The organism is Cytobacillus firmus DS1, assembly GCF_000565285.1.
Taxonomy (GTDB): Bacteria; Bacillota; Bacilli; order Bacillales; family Cytobacillaceae; genus Cytobacillus; species Cytobacillus firmus_A.
The window spans coordinates 144,462-168,107 of the sequence record NZ_APVL01000010.1 but is presented as its reverse complement, the minus strand read 5'-3'; the positions used below and the strand labels follow the sequence as shown (position 1 = coordinate 168,107).

At 40.4% G+C, this 23,646-nt stretch carries 25 protein-coding genes, 1 tRNA gene and 1 riboswitch; of the genes, 18 read left to right on the top strand and 8 right to left on the bottom strand.

Translation table 11 applies throughout. The features are described 5' to 3' along the window. Positions 1-4 precede the first annotated feature (4 nt). Complete coding sequence (locus PBF_RS14745) at positions 5-1,798, top strand: ABC transporter ATP-binding protein (protein WP_035330663.1); 1,794 nt, start codon at positions 5-7, stop codon at positions 1,796-1,798. Positions 1,799-1,837: 39 nt separating this feature from the next. Here PBF_RS14745 and PBF_RS14740 read toward each other — a convergent pair whose 3' ends face one another. Continuing rightward, on the bottom strand, positions 1,838-2,599 hold the full coding sequence (locus tag PBF_RS14740; protein ID WP_035330661.1) for an MBL fold metallo-hydrolase: 762 nt from the start codon (positions 2,597-2,599) through the stop codon (positions 1,838-1,840). A gap of 118 nt (positions 2,600-2,717) precedes the next feature. Between PBF_RS14740 and PBF_RS14735 the strand changes: the two genes are divergently transcribed. Then, complete coding sequence (locus PBF_RS14735; RefSeq protein WP_035330660.1) at positions 2,718-3,125, top strand: Lrp/AsnC family transcriptional regulator; 408 nt, start codon at positions 2,718-2,720, stop codon at positions 3,123-3,125. A 61-nt stretch (positions 3,126-3,186) separates the two neighbouring features. Here PBF_RS14735 and PBF_RS14730 read toward each other — a convergent pair whose 3' ends face one another. Next, positions 3,187-3,357, bottom strand: a complete 171-nt coding sequence (locus tag PBF_RS14730; RefSeq protein WP_035330658.1) for an aspartyl-phosphate phosphatase Spo0E family protein — start codon at positions 3,355-3,357, stop codon at positions 3,187-3,189. Between the two features lie 319 nt (positions 3,358-3,676). On the opposite strand from PBF_RS14730, the gene PBF_RS14725 reads away from it, so the two are divergent. The 3 genes from PBF_RS14725 (at position 3,677) to PBF_RS14715 (ending at position 5,663) form a co-directional block, all read left to right on the top strand. Next, on the top strand, positions 3,677-4,384 hold the full coding sequence (locus tag PBF_RS14725; protein WP_035330656.1) for a cytochrome c biogenesis CcdA family protein: 708 nt from the start codon (positions 3,677-3,679) through the stop codon (positions 4,382-4,384). 278 nt (positions 4,385-4,662) lie between these two features. Further along, positions 4,663-5,022, top strand: a complete 360-nt coding sequence (locus PBF_RS14720; protein WP_035330744.1) for a response regulator — start codon at positions 4,663-4,665, stop codon at positions 5,020-5,022. Positions 5,023-5,174: 152 nt separating this feature from the next. Beyond that, a complete protein-coding gene (locus PBF_RS14715; RefSeq protein WP_035330654.1) occupies positions 5,175-5,663 on the top strand; it encodes a CcdC family protein in 489 nt (162 codons plus the stop codon). Between the two features lie 49 nt (positions 5,664-5,712). Here the strand turns inward: PBF_RS14715 and PBF_RS14710 are convergent, their stop codons facing one another. Together PBF_RS14710 and PBF_RS14705 are read right to left on the bottom strand one after the other, a co-directional pair. Continuing rightward, on the bottom strand, positions 5,713-6,207 hold the full coding sequence (locus PBF_RS14710) for a DinB family protein (protein WP_035330652.1): 495 nt from the start codon (positions 6,205-6,207) through the stop codon (positions 5,713-5,715). A 112-nt stretch (positions 6,208-6,319) separates the two neighbouring features. After that, positions 6,320-6,745: a DUF2621 domain-containing protein gene (locus tag PBF_RS14705; protein ID WP_035330650.1), complete on the bottom strand. Its 426-nt coding sequence runs from the start codon at positions 6,743-6,745 to the stop codon at positions 6,320-6,322. Between the two features lie 123 nt (positions 6,746-6,868). Here PBF_RS14705 and PBF_RS25875 point away from each other — a divergent pair. Together PBF_RS25875 and PBF_RS14695 are read left to right on the top strand one after the other, a co-directional pair. Further along, a tRNA-Sec gene (locus PBF_RS25875) sits at positions 6,869-6,965 on the top strand. A 182-nt stretch (positions 6,966-7,147) separates the two neighbouring features. Continuing rightward, complete coding sequence (locus PBF_RS14695) at positions 7,148-7,642, top strand: DUF1456 family protein (protein WP_035330646.1); 495 nt, start codon at positions 7,148-7,150, stop codon at positions 7,640-7,642. 247 nt (positions 7,643-7,889) lie between these two features. Here the strand turns inward: PBF_RS14695 and PBF_RS14690 are convergent, their stop codons facing one another. Next, positions 7,890-8,219 (bottom strand): hypothetical protein, encoded by a 330-nt coding sequence (locus PBF_RS14690; RefSeq protein WP_035330644.1) that lies wholly within the window; start codon positions 8,217-8,219, stop codon positions 7,890-7,892. Between the two features lie 476 nt (positions 8,220-8,695). After that, positions 8,696-9,661 carry a helix-turn-helix transcriptional regulator gene (locus PBF_RS14685; protein ID WP_035330642.1) on the bottom strand — a complete coding sequence of 322 codons (966 nt, stop codon included), beginning with the start codon at positions 9,659-9,661 and terminating at the stop codon, positions 8,696-8,698. A 95-nt stretch (positions 9,662-9,756) separates the two neighbouring features. Between PBF_RS14685 and PBF_RS14680 the strand changes: the two genes are divergently transcribed. Beyond that, positions 9,757-10,668 (top strand): SDR family oxidoreductase, encoded by a 912-nt coding sequence (locus tag PBF_RS14680; protein WP_035330640.1) that lies wholly within the window; start codon positions 9,757-9,759, stop codon positions 10,666-10,668. Between the two features lie 162 nt (positions 10,669-10,830). Further along, positions 10,831-12,891 carry a DUF4179 domain-containing protein gene (locus PBF_RS14675; RefSeq protein WP_235192261.1) on the top strand — a complete coding sequence of 687 codons (2,061 nt, stop codon included), beginning with the start codon at positions 10,831-10,833 and terminating at the stop codon, positions 12,889-12,891. Positions 12,892-12,911: 20 nt separating this feature from the next. Here the strand turns inward: PBF_RS14675 and PBF_RS14670 are convergent, their stop codons facing one another. Then, the gene (locus PBF_RS14670; protein WP_035330637.1) at positions 12,912-13,607 is read right to left on the bottom strand and encodes a FadR/GntR family transcriptional regulator; all 696 of its coding nucleotides are present in this window, start codon (positions 13,605-13,607) and stop codon (positions 12,912-12,914) included. A gap of 200 nt (positions 13,608-13,807) precedes the next feature. Here PBF_RS14670 and PBF_RS14665 point away from each other — a divergent pair, with 200 nt between their 5' ends. The 7 genes from PBF_RS14665 (at position 13,808) to PBF_RS14635 (ending at position 21,728) form a co-directional block, all read left to right on the top strand. Then, entirely contained in the window at positions 13,808-15,199 is a 1,392-nt protein-coding gene (locus PBF_RS14665; RefSeq protein ID WP_035330636.1) for an FAD-binding oxidoreductase, read from the top strand. 4 nt (positions 15,200-15,203) lie between these two features. Beyond that, complete coding sequence (locus tag PBF_RS14660) at positions 15,204-16,178, top strand: bile acid:sodium symporter family protein (protein WP_035330635.1); 975 nt, start codon at positions 15,204-15,206, stop codon at positions 16,176-16,178. A 236-nt stretch (positions 16,179-16,414) separates the two neighbouring features. Next, positions 16,415-17,179 (top strand): NUDIX domain-containing protein, encoded by a 765-nt coding sequence (locus PBF_RS14655; RefSeq protein WP_035330634.1) that lies wholly within the window; start codon positions 16,415-16,417, stop codon positions 17,177-17,179. A gap of 31 nt (positions 17,180-17,210) precedes the next feature. Continuing rightward, positions 17,211-17,906 (top strand): nicotinamide riboside transporter PnuC, encoded by a 696-nt coding sequence (pnuC, locus tag PBF_RS14650; RefSeq protein ID WP_035330632.1) that lies wholly within the window; start codon positions 17,211-17,213, stop codon positions 17,904-17,906. Next, positions 17,907-18,929 carry a multifunctional transcriptional regulator/nicotinamide-nucleotide adenylyltransferase/ribosylnicotinamide kinase NadR gene (gene nadR, locus PBF_RS14645; RefSeq protein ID WP_035330630.1) on the top strand — a complete coding sequence of 341 codons (1,023 nt, stop codon included), beginning with the start codon at positions 17,907-17,909 and terminating at the stop codon, positions 18,927-18,929. Between the two features lie 45 nt (positions 18,930-18,974). Beyond that, a riboswitch (purine riboswitch) is annotated at positions 18,975-19,074 on the top strand. Between the two features lie 54 nt (positions 19,075-19,128). Further along, entirely contained in the window at positions 19,129-20,130 is a 1,002-nt protein-coding gene (gene add / locus PBF_RS14640; RefSeq protein WP_035330629.1) for an adenosine deaminase, read from the top strand. Positions 20,131-20,357: 227 nt separating this feature from the next. After that, positions 20,358-21,728 carry an excalibur calcium-binding domain-containing protein gene (locus PBF_RS14635; protein ID WP_035330627.1) on the top strand — a complete coding sequence of 457 codons (1,371 nt, stop codon included), beginning with the start codon at positions 20,358-20,360 and terminating at the stop codon, positions 21,726-21,728. A 48-nt stretch (positions 21,729-21,776) separates the two neighbouring features. On the opposite strand, the gene PBF_RS14630 is transcribed toward PBF_RS14635, so the two are convergent. Beyond that, positions 21,777-22,286: a GNAT family N-acetyltransferase gene (locus tag PBF_RS14630; RefSeq protein WP_035330624.1), complete on the bottom strand. Its 510-nt coding sequence runs from the start codon at positions 22,284-22,286 to the stop codon at positions 21,777-21,779. Positions 22,287-22,505: 219 nt separating this feature from the next. Here PBF_RS14630 and PBF_RS14625 point away from each other — a divergent pair, with 219 nt between their 5' ends. Further along, the gene (locus PBF_RS14625; RefSeq protein WP_035330622.1) at positions 22,506-23,036 is read left to right on the top strand and encodes a cell wall hydrolase; all 531 of its coding nucleotides are present in this window, start codon (positions 22,506-22,508) and stop codon (positions 23,034-23,036) included. Between the two features lie 113 nt (positions 23,037-23,149). After that, positions 23,150-23,635 carry an AraC family transcriptional regulator gene (locus PBF_RS14620; RefSeq protein ID WP_035330620.1) on the top strand — a complete coding sequence of 162 codons (486 nt, stop codon included), beginning with the start codon at positions 23,150-23,152 and terminating at the stop codon, positions 23,633-23,635. Positions 23,636-23,646: the final 11 nt, after the last annotated feature.

The window sequence follows — 23,646 nt, the reverse complement described above, 5'->3', positions numbered from 1 at the left end:
GACGATGGAAAAAATACCGATTATGAAGGGGAAAGAGCAGCGGAAGGTTCTATTCCGGCTTCTTACCTATACAAAACCTCATAAGAAAACAATCATACTTGCCTTCAGTCTGCTTCTGTTAACGACGATTGGAGACATATTGGGGCCGATTCTTGTAAAAATTTTTATCGATGATTATTTAACACCAAGGAACCTGGTTTTCGAGCCGTTATTTGCTCTTGGTGGAGCATATCTGGGGATTCAGATCATGAATGTGCTGGTATCCTATTTTCAGCTGCTGAAATTTCAGGAAATTGCGCTTAAAATCATTCAGCAGCTGCGTGTGGATGTTTTTTCAAAAGTTCAGTCACTGGGCTTGAAATACTTTGATAAAACGCCTGCAGGTAGCATTGTATCGAGGGTTACCAATGATACAGAGGCGATTAAAGATATGTTTGTCAGTGTCCTGGTTACTTTCATTCAGGGTGCCTTCCTGCTGACGGGGATCTTTGTGGCGATGTTTATCCTGAATGTGAAGCTGGCTCTATCCTGCCTGGTGATTCTCCCAATTCTTTATATGATCATTCGTACGTACCGTAAATACAGTTCTGTATTTTATAAGGATCTAAGAGAAAGGCTGAGTCAGCTGAATGCAAAGCTGAGTGAATCACTGCAGGGAATGTCCATCATACAAGTTTTCAGGCAGGAAAAAAGGCTGCGGAAGGAATTTGGCGATATCAATGAGCAGCATTACCAAGCAGGTATGCGCAATATCAAAATGGATGGGCTGCTGTTAAGGCCGGCCATTGACCTTGTGTATGTTCTGGCACTTATTATTGTATTGAGCTTCTTTGGCATTTCTTCTTTTAACAGTCCGATTGAAATCGGTGTGCTGTATGCCTTTGTCAGCTATCTGGACCGCTTTTTTGAGCCTGTGAATCAGATTATGATGAGGCTGTCCATGTATCAGCAGGCAATCATTGCCGCTTCAAGAGCGTTTGCCCTGCTGGACGAAAAGGAACTTGCACCGGCACAGGTGGATAAACTGTCTGATGTAATTAAGGAGGGAGAGATTGAATTCAGGAACCTAAGCTTCACCTATGACGGCAAAAGGGATGTATTGAAAAATATTTCTTTTACAGCCAAGCAGGGTGAAACGGTTGCCCTGGTTGGCCATACCGGCAGCGGAAAAAGCTCAATCATTAATTTAATGATGCGATTTTATGAATATGAGCGCGGCGATATACTTATTGATGGAAAAAGCATTAAGTCTTATCCAGCAGAAGAATTGCGCAAGAAGATGGGGCTCGTCCTTCAAGATCCTTTCCTTTTTTATGGGACGATTAAGGATAATATCAGGCTGCATAATGAGAGTATGACAGATGCTGAGATTGAAGCTGCAGCTCAGTTTGTTCAGGCTCATATATTCATAGACAAGTTGGAAGACGGTTATGACCATCCGGTGGTGGAGCGGGGATCTACTTTTTCAAGCGGTCAAAGACAGCTTATTGCTTTTGCAAGAACGATTGCTGTCAATCCGAAAATTCTTGTACTGGATGAAGCAACAGCCAATATTGATACAGAAACAGAGGAAGCGATTCAAACCGCACTGGAAAAAATGCGGAAGGGCCGCACAACGATTGCGATTGCGCATCGATTGTCTACGATACAGGATGCAGAATTGATTCTCGTTCTTCATCAGGGGGAAATAGTAGAAAGAGGAACGCATCAGGAATTGCTTGCAAAGCGGGGCTTGTATCATAAAATGTATCTGCTTCAGAATGGGTCTGCTGAAAAAGTGGAGGATGCAGCAGGGTAATAGAAAAGACGTGTGAATGGCCACACGTCTTTTTGTCTATTAAAAGGAGCAGGATTCTCCATCTTCAGGCACTAATAGTTGATAGGAAAAGCCTTTGTCTTTACTATAGCTTTTTAACTCTTCCTTTGATAGTGTCCAATGGTTGACTGCCTCCATATGGACAGAAATAATATTGGCATCCGGGGCAGCTTTGGAAACTTCATAAATATCCTCCTTCCCCATAACAAGCGAGCCGCCTTCAAGAAACTGATTATCTCCGCCATTTACAACAATGACTTCAGGTCTGTGTGATTCTATGACTTCCTGAACATCATCATACCAAACTGTATCTCCTGCTGCATAAAGTGTTTTTTCGCTGTGATGTTTGAAGACCACTCCACAAACGAGACCGGCCAGTTTTAAAATTTCGCCCCTGCCATGTTCGCCCTTTGTTTTTATTAGTTGGATATCTCCAAAAGCAGTATTTTCATGGAGGACTTCAATATTATTAAAACCTGCATTTTTCACTTCAGCAGCATCTTCTTCATTTTGCACAAAGATTTTAAAGTCCTTTGGCAATGCCTGTTTGGCTGCATCATCAAAGTGGTCTAAATGCAGGTGGGTAACAATAACAGCATCCACATTATGAATAATTTCATCAATGGAGACTGGCAGCTCTGTTAAAGGATTGTTTTGGTCTTTTCTTAATGAATTTGGAAAAGGCGGATAAGTCCCCTGTTCGGCTAAAAAGGGATCTATTAAAAACTTTTTCCCTGCATATTGGACAACTAGTGTAGCGTTGCGGATCAGCTGTATATTCATATAAATGTACTCCTTTTCTTTGATTTACGTATAGTTTATACTAAGACCCATTGGCAATTACATAGATAAAGTCAAGTCTTTTTGCCATTTAACTTGAAAAGTGAAAGGAGTTGAAAAAATGCTGGATCACACCGATCAGCGTATATTGGAGGAACTCTCCAGAAACAGCCGGATCACCATGAAGGAACTGGGGGAGAAAGTCCATTTAACTGGCCAGGCAGCAGCATCGAGAGTAACGAAATTAGAAGATCAGGGCGTAATTGAGGGATACACAATTAAAGTGAACCAGGAGAAATTAGGGAATTCCATCCATGCTTTTATTACGGTTATCACTCAAAGTATGAATCATCAGCCGTATCTGACATTTGTGAAAGCACAGAAGGAAATCATACATAATTATAAAATCAGCGGAGATGGCTGTTATCTGCTTGAATGCAAATTCCCGTCCAATGGACGGTTAGTTCAATTTTTAACAGACTTGAATAAGCATGCAAATTATAAATTATCGATTGTCATTAATAAATAACTGTTTAGAACCAGAGGGGCGAAATATAAAAAACAGCCTGCATTGGTTGCATGGCTGTTTCTTAATGTGTCTGCACTTTTTTAATGAAGCTTCGGTTATATTCGTTTAATAGGGCATCCAATTCCTGGCTGTATCGGATTGCTGCGGAAGAGCTTAAGCCGCTTTTCATGGCCACTTGAATTAACTCTGATCTTTTTTGTTCAATTAATGTAAGCAGTTCCTGTTTACACATGGCCAATAGTTCCTCTCTGATCATTTCTTATATGTAGGGTATTCTCTGCCAATTTGAATCCATGTCAAAAGCTGATAGATAATAACAGAATTTGTTAACATCTCTACTAGTATATCGAATTATGGTAATAAATTCAAAAGAAACTTGTTTTAAACTTTAGTAACATTTACATTAAAATTACATGTTCCAGGTTGAAAATTAATATGAATTTTAGTAGCAGCAGCTTGTGACACAAAATGTTCACATGCTATCCATTATCTTTTCTAGATGGGATTTGTTAGAATGAAATTGGAATGAATGAGTATCAGGAGTTGTGAATATGACAGATTTGAATGTATTTATTGCATTAGGGGCAGGCTTTTTAAGCTTTGTTTCACCTTGCTGCCTGCCATTATATCCGGCTTTTTTATCGTATATCACCGGAATGTCTGTAGGAGAGATTAAAGAAGAAAATGCGATGATGCAGAGAAGGAGCATGCTTCATACACTATTCTTCCTGATCGGATTTTCTGCCATTTTTATCGCAATTGGGTTTGGAACAACCTTGCTTGGTCAATTCTTTCAGCAATATCAGGATCTAATCAGGCAAATTGGCGCTATTTTTGTATTTATCTTTGGATTATTAATTGTAGGCATTATTAAGCCAGAATTTCTTATGAAAGAAAGGCGGTTTGAATTTAAGAACCGTCCATCAGGCCTTCTGGGATCTGTTCTGATCGGAATGGCATTCGCAGCAGGCTGGACCCCCTGTACAGGTCCAATATTAGGGGCGGTTTGGTCATTAGCAGTCACAAATCCTAATTCAGCAATGGTTTATATGATTGCCTATATTCTTGGGTTTGCTATTCCATTCTTTGTTCTTTCCTTCTTCATCGGAAAAATGCAATGGATCAGGCGAAACAGTGCCAAGATTATGAAAATCGGCGGTATATTGATGATGATCATGGGTGTTGTTTTATTCTTTGACTGGATGACAAAAATCATTATTTTCCTTTCACCGTTTTTTGGCGGATTTACTGGGTTCTAAAAGCAGGGGCACATTCAAGTTGGAATGTGCCTCTTTTTATGTTATGAGGAAAAAGAGCTATGATTGGTGGTCGAAATTTGTCATATTCTTTCAATTGAAATTTATTCGATAGTTCGATATATTGAAATATGTGTTCTTTCGGAGTGGATTAATGTATCTCTCTAAAGGAATGTTTTTTTTCTGCTAGATGTTTAATAAATGTTATTATGGGTATTTTTTACTATATATGTAGTATACTAGAGATATAGCTTCCAATGCACTACAAGGGGGAAAAAATGGTGGCGAGAATTTTAATAGTAGATGATGCGAAGTTTATGAGGGTTACCCTGAGCAGTATTCTGAAAAAAGATGACCATGAAATTGTGGGAGAAGGGGAAAACGGAAAGGAAGCAGTGGACCTTTTCGTAAATCTGAAGCCAGATCTAGTGATGATGGACATCACGATGCCCGAAATGAGCGGGCTTGAGGCTGTCAGGGAAATTAAGAGGGACAACCCTAATGCAAAAGTTATCATGTGTTCAGCCATGGGCCAGCAGAAGGTAGTAGTGGAATCCATTGAAGCAGGAGCGAAAGATTTTATCATAAAACCATTTGATGAAAGCCGTGTATTAGAAGCGGTAAATCGGGTATTAAGTTAAGAGCTGACTCTGGGTACCCTGGACATACGGATGTGTCCGGGTATCAGCTGGAGCGGCTTTTTTTGATGAACTTTTATCCTTCTGAGTACCTTAATTAAGCCTATTAAGATATAATATGGTTAGTAATAAAATGGAATAGAGGATGAAATCGAATGGACTTTGTATTAATTTCATCAATCGGTGCCGTATTTATGGCAATCATCGCGATGTTCATCCGCATGAAGGCTGCAAAAAAGCCGGCCTCCGCCAAGAAAATCATCTTGCCGCCGATTTTTATGAGCACAGGTGCTCTTATGTTTACCGTTCCTTATTTTCGTGTTACTCCAATGGAGATCCTGGAAGCGTCCACGGTTGGATTACTGTTTTCCATCCTTTTAATTAAAACATCCTCCTTTGAAATCAGGGAAAGCGAAATTTTTCTGAAGCGCTCCAAAGCATTTGCTTTTATATTAATAGGGTTGCTTGTAATCCGCATCATTGGAAAAATAGTTCTTAGCTCAACCATCGACTATGGTCAGCTGAGCGGCATGTTCTGGATTCTCGCATTTTCGATGATTGTACCTTGGAGAATTGCGATGTATTTGAATTATCGGAAGCTTCATCAGGAGCTGAATGGAACGGGGAATCCAAAAACAACATAATAGATTGAAAGCCGCCGGGTATTGCACACGGCGGCCTTTCCATTGTTAATTAATGGACTCCATTTTCGGGGTCCCATAGTCCATACATTTTCCTGATTTCTACGATTTGACCGATGTGATAGGCGTTGTGGATGGTTAAGTTTGAAATGACAGACGACCAGGGTTCGATCGGTTCCTTATAGGCGGATGAGAGCAGGTTTTCTTCACTGCATTCTTCAATGGCTTGGATCCACTCAGACAATACGTTTTGAAGAGCTTTTATGGCAGATTGCCAATCCTCTTCCGTAACGGATTCATTGGTGCTGAATGTTTCGTCATTGGCGATATGAGTTTGGGCGAGCGGCAATTCTTTGAATCTTCTTAAATAGCGGTCATTCCAGAAGGTAAGGTGGGTGACGATCTGCCAGACTGAATTGGCGGTTCCTGACTTAAAAGATGCTTCTTTTGCTGATAATCCTTCTGTGGCAGATGATAACGGAACAAACCAATTGGGCTGGTCGAGGCATGCGGATAGCTGTTTTAATAAAACTTCTTTTGTAGTCATTGGATTACTCCTTTTTGAATAGAGTTACTCTCCATTTCTATTCAATAAAGGTTATGAGTATCCTTCTTAAAGGCGGAAAATATAAAAAACCATTCCGGTGTTCCGAAATGGTTTAGAACAAATGTTCATATGGGGTCATGCTTATCTGTTTCTCTGTCAATTTCTTGCGCAGGAATTTGTGGTCCCGTTTCGGCGTGGCTAGAATATAGCCGCGAATCAGGAGGTCCTGGTCAATTTGATCTGCCTTTTCTTTTACAGCAAGTTCTCCAATTTTACCGGCAATCTTCATTCTTGCTACATCCCTGAACAGTTCAGGCACAGGACTTACAAGATCCTCCAGCAGATCTTTTTCCCTCTTCTGCCATAGATGCCGCGTTTCATTGACATAATGCTCTTCCCAATCCAGATCCGATTTGCCATCTTCTTTCGGCATGCGCTTTAAAAATTTGCGGAACATAAAAAAGCCGCCAATCGCAAAGAACGAAATCAGAATGACAACCCAGAACAATATAAAGTACATAAACCAGCCTTCTAGCATTTACTTCACCTACACATATATTTTCCTGTCCTTATTATAAGCCTTGTCCCTCGAAACGACAAGAAAGGAAGCATAAGTCTTGAAAACAGCCCAGTTTGCCCTTATAATAAGAAGAGTCTTTACGGGGCTGATTGGGGTGCTGGTGCCCTCCACGGTCTTCAAAACCGCTTGTGACCACCGTGTGTGGTCAGCTGGGTTCGATTCCCAGGCGGTCCCGCCAACAATACATATGATTTGATTTCCGCATAGTGGGATGCTGTGCGGTTTTTTTGTGCCATTCATAAATTCTCTTTAGGTAATTAAACATAAATGTTTCTGTTTTCTATGTATTGTGAGGCTAAAGTGATGATAGACTGAAGATAGTTAAGCGGCAAAGAGCATTAAATAGGAGGAAATTAATTCATGGATAATAATGATATATTAATTCGATTGAGATACGCGTTAGAAATCAAAAATAGTGAAATGGCAGAGATCTTTAAACTTGGAGGAGCAGAAGTGTCCGTACCAGAGGTGGTAAGAATCCTCAAAAAGTCTGATGATGAAGAAGAAAATGACAGCCAAATAAAATTGACAAATAGTATGTTAAATACTTTTTTAAATGGCTTTATTATCTATAAAAGAGGTAAACAGGAGCCAAAACCAGGTCAAACCAATACGCCAGCACCGTCCATTGAAAATTATTCAAACATAAACAATATCCTTTTAAAGAAAATCAAAATTGCCTTGTCCTTAACGACAGAAGACATGATAGATGTATTCAAAAAAGCTGGATTAAACGTATCAAAAGGAGAGCTCGGAGCTTTTTTAAGAAAGGAAGGGCATAAAAATTATAAAGTTTGCTTAGACAATTTTGCCAGAAACTTCTTAAAAGGACTAACGATCAAGTATAGGGGATAAGACAAGATAAAAATAAGGAATTCCAGAACTGACATGTACCCTGGTCCATTAACAAAACCGGGCCCACCAAATGATTACGGCCCGGTCTTGGAATAATGAGAATAATGTGCTAGTCTTCTAGAGAAATTTGTTATTACGTTAAAGACTGAGGAATCATGCACCTTTTTGAGAAGAGACCTAGGATGCAATGGGGGATGATCAGAAGATTGGGCTTGTAGGAAAGTCCTTTATTTCTTTTTATAAAATACTAGCCAAAATACACTTCCACACTTTTTTCTTTCTGTGCTGTTGCCAAACATTTTTGGATAAAATTCAAGATCTGTTTTTGATCCCAAGATGTACAATCACTTTCTTTCAGTGAAGCACTAGTATTAAAAAGTTTTTTATATTCATTCAAAGCCTTTTCAAATTGTTGTAACGAGAAAATTGAACTCTTACCTGATCCACTAACTCCAGCATAGAACGGATATGCTTCAAGTAAACCGTACAGCAGTATGGCGTTGTGATTTCCCATGCTAAAACGGGCATAAGCTATTTCTTCCCTTGCTTTATTCCAGCCATATATATCATGACCCATTTAATATTCCTCCTTCAAATTTAAATTTTTTTAGTGGTGCTGTGGGGTAGTTTACATGGCATACCACTCCCTTCACGTTTTTATATTTATAGAAAATTACGATTGAGACAGTAGTATGAGAGAGTATGAAATAATTTTGATAAAGGGATTTACAGATCACTGTTTTAATTGGGAGATAGTGGAGTTTAAGAAGATTAGAGAAGCGATTTTTCGTTTAGTTTGCCTTCAGAGAAAATAATACCACATTTCGCATCATTAAAATTTTTGCATTTTAAAAACTTATCAATAATTATGTGAACGCTTTCCATAGTATATAAAGCAATATTCAACAGTGTAATTGGCTTTCTTTGCGGGAGCGATGGTGCTGAACCCCTCTGAGTTAATTCGTTAAGTTCTAAGTGGTAAAACACCTTTTTTAAAAAAAAACGAGCCCTAGAAATCATAGAGGCTCGGTTTTGGAAAATGGGACCCAGTCGCTAGTCATTTTCCTTATATAAAGCAACCACACCCTCAGCCATCTCCCTCACACTTTTCCTAAGGAGAACTGGACGTACGATCTTAATTTGATTCCCAAACCCAAGAATATACTCCCTTGCCTCTTGTTCAGTATCAAAGCAAAGGCTTACAGGAATCCATCCATTTTCCTTAGGGGAATCGGTGTGAAGGACCTGAACAAATCGCCCTGTAAAATTAATTCGCTGAAGAATGGCTGGTGAAACCTCCACTTCAACCTCAAATTTAGGCAAGCTGCTAATGAATGTACGCTTCGATTCCTGCCAATACTCAGCGAGATCAAATTGATTCGGCCTGCTGAAATTCTCATCAATCACCTCGGCATCAACTATTCTTGAAACACGGTAGGTTTTTATCTTTGCTTCAGAAGCAGCTATTAGATACCAGGTGGTCCCTTTAGCGACAAGTCCTATTGGTTCAACAATTCTTTCACTCGTTTGTTTGTCGGCCTTTTCGTATTGGATCTGAAGTTTTTTCTCTTCCCAAACGGCCTGCTGTACTATTCCAAAAGACTTCATTTCGCGTGGTGTTTGCCTCCACGTGCTGGTATCGATATGAATCCGGTTGGAAATGTCTTTCACATCCTCTTTCAGTGGACCAGGAATGGCCGCCAGGAGTTTCTGGCGTGCTTCTTTCCAATCATTGCTGATGCCAAGGTCTGCAAGGTGCTCGAAGGAAGGGGAGAGAAGCAGTGTTTTGATTTCAGCGGCTTTTAACCCGGTAAGATTTGTTCTGTAGTTCTCAAGCAGTTTCCAGCCCCCGAATTTTCCGCGTTCAGCCAGGACAGGGATGCCTGCAGTGCTTAAGGCTTCCATATCCCGGTGAATGGTCCGCTCCGTTACCTCTAATTCTTTAGCCAATTCCCTTGTGGTCATTCTTTCGTTATTTTGAAGCAATAATACTATGGCAATGAGTCTGTCCGCGCGCAATTTGGTCACCCCTGATAAAAAAGTTTTAAATATGACATTAGATGTCAACATTAATGATTATAGTATACATATAACACAAAAGGGGGCAGATCGGAATGACATCATTAAAAGGGAAGGTAGCACTTGTGGCCGGCGGAACACGGGGAGCTGGCCGCGGCATAGCCATGGAACTCGGTGCAGCAGGGGCGACTGTGTATGTTACAGGCCGTACAACTCGGAATCAGTTATCGGAATATGTGCGCAAGGAAACCATTGAAGAAACGGCTGATTTAGTCAACGAGCTGGGCGGAACTGGAATAGCGGTCCAAGTGGATCATCTTATACCGGATCAGGTGCAGTCATTGATTGAAAAAATTGAGAGAGAACAGGGCAGGCTGGATATCCTCGTTAATGATATATGGGGAGGCGAAAATTTGATTGAATGGGACATTCCTGTCTGGGAGCATTCACTGGAAAAAGGGATGAGAATGCTTCGTCTGGCGATTGATACGCATATTATCACAAGTCATTATGCCCTTCCCCTTCTGATCAAAAACAAAGGGGGATTAGTGGTCGAAGTAACAGACGGAACAGAAGAGTATAATAAAAATCGCTACCGGGTGTCTCTGTTTTATGACTTGGCCAAAAGCTCCGTCATCCGTATGGCCAAAGCATTGGCCCATGAACTTTCGCCTTATGATTGCACGGCGGTTGCTGTTTCACCAGGCTGGATGCGTTCAGAAATTATGCTCGAGGTATTTGGGGTCACAGAAGAGAATTGGAAGGATGCCGCCGAAAAGGAGCCTCATTTTGTGATATCTGAAACACCAAGGTATATAGGACGGGCAATTAGTGCCATTGCAAAAGATCCTGATAAAAAACGATTGAACGGCGAATCCTTTTCAAGCGGGGAGCTGGCGAAAATGTATCATTTCCATGATTTGGATGGTTCTCAGCCGGAGGCTTTCAGATATTTGGCTGAGGTCCAGGAGGCAGGGAAGCCTGCCAATGCTGAGGGATATAGGTAGCTTTTCAGTGGAAAAACTCGTTTTGCAGAAATTCTGCAAAACGAGTTTTTTAAATTGTCAAAGGGAATATGACTTTCTTATCCAAATTCTGGTGAACAATATTACTTTAATCGTTATAATAAAACCAGGTATATAAATAATTAGGCATACATAAAGGGGAGAATGATCTTGATCATCCCAGTAAAAAATAATCCCATTTTACCAGTGACGATAAGAGTAAAAGGCATAGAATCCATCATTAACTGGTTTGAACAGCAACAGAGATCCTTTTATGCGGTCGGCTGGGCGTGTCTGGGGAACCAGCACAAGATAGAGGAGTTATTTTATCGGGTCATCCTGAAGGTCCGCAAGGAAGTGCCAAAGTTTAAAAGCAGCACATTTTTTGAAATGCGGGTATTATCTATTTTTATGGAAGTCTGCCGGGAGCTTTCTGTTGATGATAGTTTCAAAGCTTCAGGAGGAAGCATTTTTCTTGCACTGCAACAGTTAAAAGAGCAGGAAAGAGAAGTGATGGTCTTAGCATATATAAAAGGAATCTCCAGGGAGGAAACAGCACAGCTTCTCCAAGTGTCACCTGAACAGATAAAGGAGCTTTTATTTTCAGGATTCCAATTACTCAGAAAAGAATTGGGAAATGGAGATTACTATCAAGGCTGCAACGAGTACCAAAAGCTTTACGTGGATTACCTGGAAAGAAAACTGGAACGGCCGCGGAAAATTGATTTTGAAATGCATATCTATCATTGCCATAACTGCCAGGATGATTTAGCATCTCTGCAGGAAGCTATCTTGAACTTCTCTGAAATCATTGAGACCTTCAGCGTACCAGCAGGTTTCATGGAAAACGTAAAAAAACGAATCTCACAAAGGGAAAATTTCCTTAAGCAGAAGAAGAAGAAATGGAAAAGAATTGGACTTATTTCAGCAAGTGTCTTCGCCTTATTCATATGTACAGGTTTTTTTACCGGGATTTTTTCAAAAATCTATTACACATTGACAGAAGAAAATCAGGAGCTGCGCGTTTTTCTTCAGGAGGATTTGGGTGAAAGGCTTGGGCTGGAAGCGGAAGACGATGGGATTAAAATAAAGATTAAGAGTGTGATTGCTGATGAGATTCAAACTCTTATTTTTTATGAGATAGAAGATACCAATGAGAACAATCAATATATGATTAACATAGATGATGGCATTTTCATTGAGGAAGAAATGAAAATAATGGTGGCAAATACCTATCCGAGGTACTTTCCGCCTGATATGGAATCAGATCTTAATAAAAAGGAAAAGAACATTTATCATGGGAAAATGAGCCTGCGTCCGCTGAAAGAAAATGAAGCGACCATTCAGCTCAATATTAATAAGGTTATGAAATTAAAACCAAACTCCACAGATTCATATGTAAATATGGAGCCGGAAGAAGGGGAGTGGAACTTTGACATTCCTGTTACAAAAAATCCCTCTATTGAGTATGCATTGGATGAAGAAGTTGAAATTGAAGGAGCAGCAGTTCTGATTGATAAACTAATCCTTGCCCCAACAGGGACAATTCTGCAATATGGACTCAACAATGAACAGCCGGAGAAGCGGATTGATATGATCAATTTTAAAAATCTGGAAATTAACAATAAAGTAGCTGAAGCTGATTTATACGGGAACTCATACGTGCATGCACAGAATGATTTGAGATGGAGCAAGTTTCAGGCGCATTTTAAACCTCTATTTGAAAAAGAAACCGATGAAGTCAAAGTTCGATTCGGTAGTGTTTATTTGTCAATTGTAGATAATAAAACGATTGCCCTTAATGCTTCGAAGGAATATCCGCAAACCTTTGAATATGCGGGCAGTACCATCTCAATAGATCAGGTGGAAATGGGTCCGCCTGCTACTGTTGTTTTCAGCAATCACGAAATTAAGAATCGGGCGTATGAATCACTTCATTACAACATAGTGTCTGAGGAGGGGGATGATTCTCCAATGGAGATGGATCATGAAGGAATTATTGTTGATAAAAATGGAAAAGAATACGATATGAAAAAGGTTACGCCAAAAATATACGAAGAAATGGAACAGCCCCGCCACTTCTTTACTGTTCAAAGTACAAAGATACATGGAAAGAAAGTGACTCCTAAATCACTGGATATTTATGGGTATAGCACGACAAAATATTTAGATGATGAAGTAGAGCTGGAAACTGAGCTGATCGTAAAAGATGAAGCAGGTACCTGAATGGTGCCTGCTACAATTTATTAAATCATCGACTCCACCAGTTCCGCCCAGATTTTCGTAATATGGCACTCCATCAATTCCTTTGCTTTATCCCCATCCCCAGAAGCAATAGCCAGATAAATTTCCTTATGTTCTTCCATCGTATCCTCGTACCGGGAAGGATCCTTAAAGCGATGATTCTGTGTAGCTTTAATAGTATCTTCCATATGCCCCCTTAAGGTATGGATCAATTCAATGAAAATCGAGTTATGGGTGGCCTCGGCAATTCCGATGTGAAAGTCCAGATCTGCTTTTAACCCTAATTTTGGGTCTTGTTTTGACAGTGTCATATTATGTAAAGCGATACGCAGCTTTTCAAGGTCTGCCGAAGTGGCTCTTTTGGCAGCAAGGAAGGAGGATTCGACTTCCAATGCACGCCTGAGCTCAAGCATTTCATAAACCAGAGGCTTTTCTGCTTTAACAGCTGTGATGATCTCTTGTTTTCTTGATTGGACTTCAGAGACTTTAACGTAGCTTCCGCCTCCCTGGCGGATATCAATAAGCCCGTTCAGTTCCAGGGTTCTAAGGGCTTCTCTGATGGTTGTCCGGCTGACATTGAATTGTCCTGCCAATTCTCTTTCTGAAGGCAGCCGTTCACCTGGTTTAAGATTTCCTCTCAAATAGCATTCTATCAATTTATTTGCTAAAACCATATAGGTCTTTTTTTTCTCCGCCATCCCCCGTACCCTCTTTTCAAAATAGGCCTCTCTTACTTTCCTAAATGTAACAGACCTAAAATCTATTAATCAATACCTTAAAAAATAATAAAATAAATAATTTAATTTTTCTGACAAGTTAGTATAATTAATTTAACTTGTTGGACCAATTATAACATTGGTTTGACCAAATTTTCAGCAGAAGAAAGAAGGAGTATAGGATGGAAACAACTAGTATGAGCCTCGTACATGCTTTAAAGGAGGCTCTTTCTGAGCAGCAGGTAACTGAAAATCAGACAGTAAGAGAATTGCATGGCAGGGATGAATCATATCATAAGGAGAGTCTTCCCGATATTGTGGTTTTTCCAGAAACAGCCCAGCAGGTCAGTGAAATTGTGAAGCTGGCAAACCAATTTAAAGTGCCAATCGTTCCTTTTGGACTGGGATCCAGTCTTGAGGGGCATGTGATACCGTACGAACATGGAATTACAATTGATTTTTCATTGATGAATAAAATCCTCGAAGTACGTGAGAATGATTTTCTTGTCCGTGTACAGCCTGGTGTCACTCGCACGCAGCTCAACAAGGAATTAAAAAAATATGGACTGTTTTTCTCTGTTGATCCGGGAGCGGATGCTACGCTTGGCGGAATGGCAGCAACCAATGCGAGCGGAACAACATCGGTTAAATATGGAGTGATGCGTGATCAGGTACGTGATCTTGAAGTGGTTCTGGCTGATGGGTCGATCATACATACAGGCAATTTAGCTGCTAAATCCTCATCGGGATACCATTTGAATGGTCTATTCGTTGGCTCTGAGGGGACGCTTGGCTGCTTTACGGAATTGACCTTAAGAGTATATGGAATTCCGGAGCATGTGATGGCGGCAAGAGCTTCTTTTCCATCATTGAACGATGCGGTTGAAGCGGTTGTTTCCATATTACAGGCAGGTGTTCCGATTGCGAGGGTGGAGCTTGTCGATGAACCATCCATGAAACAGGTGAACTTGTTCAGTGAAACGAACTATAACGAAAGCCCTACACTCTTTTTGGAGTTTCACGGCAATGAAGCCGGCTTGAAGCAGGATGTAGCTTTTACAAGAGAAATTGTTGAAGACCATCATTGTCTCGATATTGAATTTGAAACCGATAATGCAGCAAGAAATCGCTTGTGGGAGGCCAGGCATAATCTTGCTTATGCATATATCCATGGCCATCCAGGGAAGAAAATGATGGTTACAGATGTCTGCCTGCCGATTTCAGAACTTTCCGGCGCTATTAGCCATGCGAGGGAAGCAGTAGATATGCTGGGACTTCCTGGAGGAATCGTCGGACATGTGGGGGACGGAAATTACCATACACTCCTGATGATTGATATGAGTAACCCCGAAGAGGTGGAAAAGGCAGAAAAGTTCAATGAACAAATTGTCCTCTATGCTCTTGAGCGGGGCGGTACCTGCACGGGTGAGCATGGTGTAGGGGTTGGCAAGCAGAAGTATCAGCAAAAAGAACATGGTCAGGCGCTTCAGGTTATGGAAAAAATAAAACATGCCCTGGATCCAGATAACCTTTTCAATCCAAATAAAATCTTAAAAACAAAAGAAAGAGCGTGATGATATGAAGGTATTAGAAGCGGTCAGTACCATTGCAGGAAAATATTTTGCCGTGTGGGTGATCTTAACATCGGTTATTGCCTTTATGTTTCCAGATCCATTTTTAGGGCTGGGGGGCTATATCACCATCCTTCTCGGCGTCGTCATGTTTGGAATGGGGCTAACACTGAAGGCAGTCGATTTTAAAATCATCTTTACGAAACCGCTGCCTGTCTTAATCGGTGTTTGTGCGCAGTTTATCATCATGCCGCTGGTCGCTTTCGTCATTGCGAAACTTTTGAATTTGCCGGCAGAATTGGCAGCAGGCCTGGTATTGCTCGGATGTGTGCCTGGGGGAACTGCCTCTAACGTTATGGTGTATCTGGCCAAAGGAAATGTACCATTGTCCATCGCCATGACTTCCGTTTCAACTCTATTGGCTCCAATCATGACACCGCTGCTTCTCCTGCTGCTGGCGGGACAGTGGATGCCGGTTGATGCAGTAGCAATGTTTATGTCTATTGTCCAGGTTATCATTGTTCCAATTGTTCTAGGTCTGGCAATCAAGAAATTCTTCCCTGTGGCTGTAGAAAAAAGCTTAACTGTTTTACCGCTTATTTCGGTAGCTGCGATTATCACTATTGTGGCTGCAGTCGTCTCGGGCAATTCAGCAACTATTGCTGCATCTGGGCTTCTGATTTTTACAGCCGTCATGCTCCACAATGGATTCGGACTCCTGCTTGGCTACTTTGCAGGAAAAGTGCTTGGTCAGGATGAAGTAAACCGGAGAGCGATTGCCATTGAAGTCGGCATGCAGAACTCAGGTCTGGGCGTTGCACTTGCGACCGCTCACTTTGGCCCATTGGCAGCACTTCCAAGTGTGCTGGCTGCTGCCTGGCATAACATTTCAGGTCCGATTCTGGCGACTTATTGGTCAAAGAAACCTGCTGTTAAAACTGAAGAAGATACGTCAGTTCGTCCTGTTGAAGTGAAGTTGTAAATTGGAATAATGTTGTTTTTCCATTCGATTATCCGATCATGACTGAGAGGGAAAAGCACCTTTTTCTTTCAGTAAAAATAAGGAATACACTAAATTATCTCGCTTTTTCAGCTGCTCAATTAAATGGGCAGCTTTTTTTTGCGTATGAATGAAAAACTATCTTGACGAAAAGCAAATTATGGAATATATTTTAATTAACAATTAACAAAATGTTAATTAAACAGAGGTGAACCAATTTGAAGAATCAATTTATTACACCAGACGGTTATACAAGTGATATTGCGGTTTTTACAATCACATCCGAACAAGTTGGAGAGTATAAACCTCCAAAAAAAGAGCTGAAGATTATGCTGATTAAAAGAAGTGAGCTGGATCATGAAGGAAATCCAAACAGGGAAGCAGGGAAGTGGGCGCTTCCAGGAGGATTTGTCCGGCCAGGAGAAACTGCATTTCAGGCAGCGGAGCGAAAGTTAGCTGAGGAAACAGGAGTGGAAGGATTGAAAATAAAGCATTTTGGTGTCTATGATTCTCCTGGCCGGGATCTGCGGGGATGGATAATCTCTAATGCACATTATGTTATTGCTAATGAAGCGGCATTAAGGAGCCGGAAAAAGACATATGATGCATCTGAAATTGAGTTATTTTCACTTGAAGAAGCAGTTGAACTTGATTTTGCATTTGATCATCGAACCATTATCGATGATGCACTTTGGTTTATTAAAAAAGATATGGCGCTCACAACACTTGCCAAACATTTTCTTCCTGAGGAATTTGTGCTTTCTGAACTGCAGGGGGTCTTACTGACGATGTTGGATGATCCTTCGATCTCGACTGATGCTGCCTTTTTCAGAAAAGCACCGACACTTCCTTTTATTGAAGCGGTATGCGAAGACGGAAAGCCCAAGAAATCAAACCGCTATTCTAAAACGCCGGCTCAGCTTTATCGATTCAATGACTTCCAGCCGATTGTGTCCGTATATAGAAATAAGCTGCAAGGGTGAAAATGCACATTATAAAAGGGGAGAGATTCACATGGGGATTTTTAAGAACTGGACGCGGTTTGAAATTATATGGCTGATCACGTTTACGTTGGTTAACATTTATCTTTTCTTTGCATGGTCGGATTCACTGCTTGGCCTCATATCATCCATAAGCGGCATGTTATGTGTGGTTCTGGTGGCGAAGGGGAAGATTGCAAACTATTACTTTGGCATCGTGCAGACCTTAACTTATGCTTATATTGCTTACGGTTATGGTCTTTATGGAGAAGCCATGCTCAATGCCCTGTTTTATTTTCCGGTGCAATTTATCGGGATTTATCTGTGGAGACAGCATAAAACAAATCGGGATGTTAAAGGGGAAGATGTGAAGGTTAAAAGTCTGACAACAAAGGGCTGGCTCTATACATTAGTATCCATTCTCGTCCTTACAATTGGATATGGGTATTTCCTTAGATATTTAGAGGGCAATTTTGTCTGGACGGATTCAGCTACAAATGTTCTTTCTATAACTGCTCAGATATTGATGCTGAAGAGATTTGCGGAGCAATGGCTCCTGTGGATTTCCGTAAATGTACTATCCATTATTCTTTGGGCGAGTGCTCTCATTTCGCAGGGAGGCAATGACTTTTCGATGCTGGTCATGTGGACTGCATTCCTGGTCAACAGCATTTATGGTTATATCAACTGGCGGAAATTATATGTGAAACAGAATAAGGAGGCGGTTTAAATGACAGTCGGGTTTATTGGAGGCAAGTTTCTCCCCCTCCATCTTGGCCACGTGTATGCCATTGTGCAGGCCTCATCCATAGTTGATGAACTGTACGTGGTGCTGTCCCATAGCGAACTGCGTGACAGGCAATTGTGCCAGCATTCTAAAATGGATTATATTCCGCCTCATATCCGTTTGCGCTGGCTCAGTCAATTAACAAAAGATATGCCCCATGTTAAGGTTATTTCCATTAAAGACGATCAGGGAAATGACGATTACAATTGGGCTGAAGGTGCCAGGAGTATAAAAAAAGCAATTGGAAAGCACATTGATTATGTATTTAGTTCAGAGTATGAATATAGCGATATCTTTAATGAACTTTATCCAGAGGCGAAACACGAGTTGATTGATCCCCATCGGGGACTTGTGAATATATCAGCAACAGCGATCCGTAATCAAGGTGTCTTTCATCATTGGGAGTACATTCCTGACTTTGTTAAACCTTATTTCGTTAAAAAGGTTGTTTTGGTGGGAACCGAAAGCTGCGGGAAATCTACCTTGACGAGAAATCTTGCTCAAATCTATAATACTTCTTTTGTGGAGGAATATGGCCGGACGGTTTGCGAAGAATTAGGCGGCTGCGAAGGGATAATAGTGAAGGAAGATTACCATAAAATTGCGTACGGCCACAAGCTTGAAGAAATCAAGGCAATTGAAAAAGCAAACAAAGTGGTTTTTATTGACACGGAGGCAATTGTGACTCAATTCTATTCCAACCTTTACAACCATGATCATCAAGCAGTATTGGATGAAATTGCGAGCCTGCAGGATTATGACCTGTGGCTATACCTGGAACCTGATGTAAAATGGGTGGATGATGGTCTTCGGGTTCATGGTGAGAATGAGGTAAGACTCCAAAACAACGAGGCTTTAAAAACACTGCTGAGAAAGCATAATATTGATTATAAAATCCTGAGCGGTGATTACAGGGGTCGGCTTCAGAGTGCATTAGGGCATATTGAAGAGCTGCTGAAATTTTGAGAGAGTGATTGACAAAAAAGATAATATTAATTATCCTTTTAAAAAACCTAATGAAATACTTTCATTCGTATAACTCCAATAATATGGTTTGGAGGTCTCTACCAGGAACCAATAATTCCTGATTACGAAGAAGATACATGTTCTGTATTTTCTTCGTAATCAGGAATTTTTTTTGTAAAAAAATCTAGGAGGTCCAGCTATGAATTTTACTATTATGCCTAAAATTGAACTTCACTGCCATTTGGACGGGAGTGTCAGACCGGAGACCATCATTGATATCGCAAAGCGAGAACGTATCAGCCTGCCTTCTTTTGATAAAGAAAAAATCAAAGAAGAACTAATTGCCCCGTTGGATTGCGAATCCCTGGATGAATATTTAAAAAGATTCTCCATCCCTAACTTGGTTATGCAGTCAAAAGAAAATTTGAAAAGAATATCCTATGAGCTTTTTGAAGATGCTGCAAAGGAAAATGTGAAATACATGGAGGTCCGCTTTGCCCCTCTGCTTCATACTCGAAAGGGATTATCCGTAGAAGAAATCATCCAAAGTGTGATTGAAGGGATGAGAGAAGCTGAAGAAGAATTTGATATTAATGGAAATTTCATTTTGTCATGCATGAGAACGATGAGTGTGGAAAGTGCATTTGAGGTCGTCGAAAAGGGAAAGGCATTCCTTGGAAGAGGGGTTGTCGCCATTGATTTATGTGCCTCCGAAGAGGAAGGCTTCTGCGGAAAATTCATTGAACCGATCGCGCTTGCCAGAGAATATGGTTACAGAGTCACTATTCACGCCGGTGAAACGGGAATCGGTAAAAATGTGCTGGAGGCCGTTGAATGGCTGGGAGCTGAAAGAATTGGACACGGTGTATTCATTAAAGACTGTGAAGAGGCATATAAGCTTGTAAAGGAAAAACAGGTAGTGCTTGAAATATGCCCAACCAGCAATGTGCAAACGAAAGCGGTAAACCAATTTAGTGAACACCCCATTTCTGACTTCCATCGGGATGGAATAAAAGTAACAATTAATACGGACAACAGAACGGTATCAGATACAACAATGGCAAAGGAATGTGATATAGTCTCAAATAAATTTGCTATGAGTGCTGAGGATTATAAACAAATATATATGAATAGTGTGGAAGCTTCTTTTGCGGATCAAGGGACAAAGGAAAAAATAAAAAAATATCTGATAGACATATAAATTTGCAAGATAAGGTTTCTGAACCTGGTTGTGAAATGTAACTCGGGTTCGCCGCCTCTTTAATCTATGTCCATTTGATCTTCTTTAAATTAACTAATAGACATGGGAATTATTACTAGTTAAATTATTACGAAGCAATGACAAATATTACAGGAGATGTGTTACCATATTCCAGGGAATTTATCATTTAATCACAACTTGGGGTATACATAGGGGGTAAATAGAGTATGGAGAAATGGATTGGAAATCATCCTACCTTGTCACAGAAATCACTAAAGGTGAAGTATCGACAGATTTTACAAGTGGATAGATGGGCTGTTCTTGGTGAAAATGAACGTGTATTGAAAGTTATCGAGGCTGAACTGAATAAACGTGGGGGAAAAGAAATTGATGGAATTGTTGCTCTTACGGATACCCGTATCATGTTTATCTCACGATCTGAGAATTCTTCATATAATTATTCTTCAATAACTAATATCCGGATTGCTGAAGATGGAAAGGATAAGCATGAATGGAAGCTGAGCTTTTCTGCAGGCGGCCGTCTTATTGTAGTGGATGATATTTCTAAGAATGATGACACAGATGAATTTTTCTTTATATTAAATCAAAAAGTTCAAAATCCAAATCGCAGGATTGAAACTACGGTTACTCATGATTTCAGTTATTTTCTTCATGCAGGTCGATTGGAAGAATTCCGCAAGCAAAATGTAGTAATCACCCCTTTTCTATTAAAAAGAGATAATCAGGGAAGTAATGCTAATGGTCTACGATTATTAAAAGAGAAACATCCTAATGCTCTATTTATTGTTCAAGGGAATTTTAAAAAAGACAAAGCAGAAGGCGACTATATTGTGGTAGATGATTTAGTCTATATTTACAAATATGATAATAATGAACGTTTTGCTGAACTTTTATACACGTGGGCAATTGGTGCCTTCAATGGTGTAACTGTGGATTACTTCGCCCTTAAAACAGTTGTTGCAATTGAGGGAGGAGAGCTGACATTTAACTCCAATGGGAAAGAGTTTGCAGATCTATTAGCTGAAAAGGGAGCTTTTTTCACAATTCAAAAGAGAAAATGGCACCAAAAAATACTTGGTTTTCGCAGCGGTAAGCTCTGGAAAAAGAGTGTCGCCTCTGTTTCCTATTTGTTAATTCTATTTATAGGAATGGCTATGATTTTTGGTGATGAAGATCCTGAGAATAAAAAAATTCCCTCCCAGGAGGTAGCTGAGGCAAATACTGAAATTAAAGACGATCAAAGTGATAATTTGGCAGCTGAACAGAAAGCAAAGGATGAGGAAGCTGCCCGCCTTGCTGCCGAAAAAAAGGAAAAAGAACAAGAGGCTGCACGGATTGCTGCTGAACAAAAAGCGAAAGAAGAAGCTGCTGAGGAGAAGGCAAAAGAGGAAGAAGCTGCCCGCCTCGCTGAACAAAAGGCACAAGAAGAAGCTGAGGCAAAAGCAGCTGCAGCCAATGTCTACTATAAAAACTGTGACGCTGTAAAAGCTGCAGGCGCAGCTCCTATCAGAACTGGCGATCTTGGATATTCAAGAAAGCTTGACCGTGATGGTGATGGAATTGCTTGTGAAGGGTAAATGAGTTTGCTGATTTGTTTAGGGGGGCAGATTTGCTCTCCTATTTTATTAATTTCGGAACCCCGATAAATACAATTTAAGCTCTTCCTTATCCAAAATAATCGTTCTTTCAAATTTCATGCCTATCTTTTCAAGCAGAGCTGAGGAAGCATGATTATCTAAGGATGTTATGGCCAATATCCGTTGCAGATTCAGCTGGTCATGACCATATTTTAGTACAGCAGAAGCTGACTCGAACCCATAACCTTGCGTTTGATATCTGGATAAAAAAGCAAAGCCAATATCAACATTGTCTAAAGTATCTCGTTTTATCAATCCGCACATGCCAATAGGAGAGCTTCCTTCTTTTCGTTCAACTAGAAAAAGGCCAAAGCCCAGCTGGGAGTACATTTTCATGGGTCCGGTCACAATATAATTCTTAGCATCCTCAAGCGTCCGGACACCTTTATCGCCAATATAATGAATCCAAGCAGGTTCATTTAAAAGTTCGAGAATGAATGTTGCATCATCTGTTGTTAACCAGCGAAGAATTAATCTGTCAGTTTCAAGTACTTTCAATTATTTTAACACCTCAATCAATTTCCAGGCTGTTAACCTTATTTTTTTTAGCATGCTATAACAAATATACATCTAAAGTTATTATTAGAGCAAAATTGAATTTTCTTTTTTCTTGACTGGTAATTCTCCCATAGATTCACTAATGAGTTCTCCCTGTAAACCTGTTAGCCTTGTAAGTGGCCTGTTTTTACCTAAAAACTACAAACAGGAGGTTTACAAATGAAAAATATAGTAACGTTTGTTGCAGCCATTTCACTCATTATGGGTTCATATAGCGTTTTTCCTGCAGATCATTTCGATGCCGAGACAGTGGATCAGAAAGCTGCAGAGACACTAACATATAAAAAAGTTGAGGTTGACGTGAAAGAGTCATCATCAACAGATCATCGCTTCATCAAAGAGGAAGAAAAAAAGCTGCTTGCCCGTCTTGTACAGGCTGAAGCAAAAGGGGAGCCGTTTGAAGGAAAAGTAGCGGTTGCTGACGTGGTTCTGAATCGTGTCGAGCACGAACAATTCCCGGATACAGTCAAAGATGTTATTTATCAGAAGAATGCTTTTGAACCTGTTCAAAATGGTTCAATCAATGAACCGGCAAGTATTGAAGCAGTTCAGGCCGTCGAGACAGCTCTTATTGATAAGGAGCAAAACGAAGAGTTTCTTTACTTTTATAACCCTGAAACAGCCACAAGCCAGTGGATCTTTTCACGTGAAGTTGTGAAAAAAATAGGCAGCCATGCATTTGCTATATAAAGGCGCGTACAGCATAAAAAGCTGCGCGCTTTTTTGTTGGAGAAAAAAGGAATTTAAAGAAAGATAGCGAAAATAAGTCAGGGTAAATACTTCCAATAAGGGAGATGATTAAGATGGAGATCATTGTAAAAAATTTACCTGAAACAGAAGTAGCGCATATCAGGCGTACCGGAAGTTATTTTGAGCCGCAGGATCATTGGGGAAGACTGATTAGCTGGGCAAGCAACAATAATTTAATCCCGCCACAGCAATCTTTTATCGGCATCTCTTTGGATAATCCTAATCAAGTGGAAAACAAGGATTGCCGCCACGATGCCTGTGTTACCTTACCGGAAGGATTTGATAAAGAGAAACATAAGGAAATAAAGTTCAAAAAACTGGATGGCGGGGATTATGCTCTCTACCCATTCTATGATACCCCTGATAAATTGCATAATGCCTATCAGTACATGTTTGGAGAATGGCTGCCAAATAGCGGTTATGATCCGGATTATGCTAGACATAACCTTGAATTTAATCTGAATAATCCTGCTGAAGATGCAGAAGGGAAATGCAGAGTTGACTTATATGTACCGGTGAGAAGGAAAATTACCGGATGAATTTACTGAAG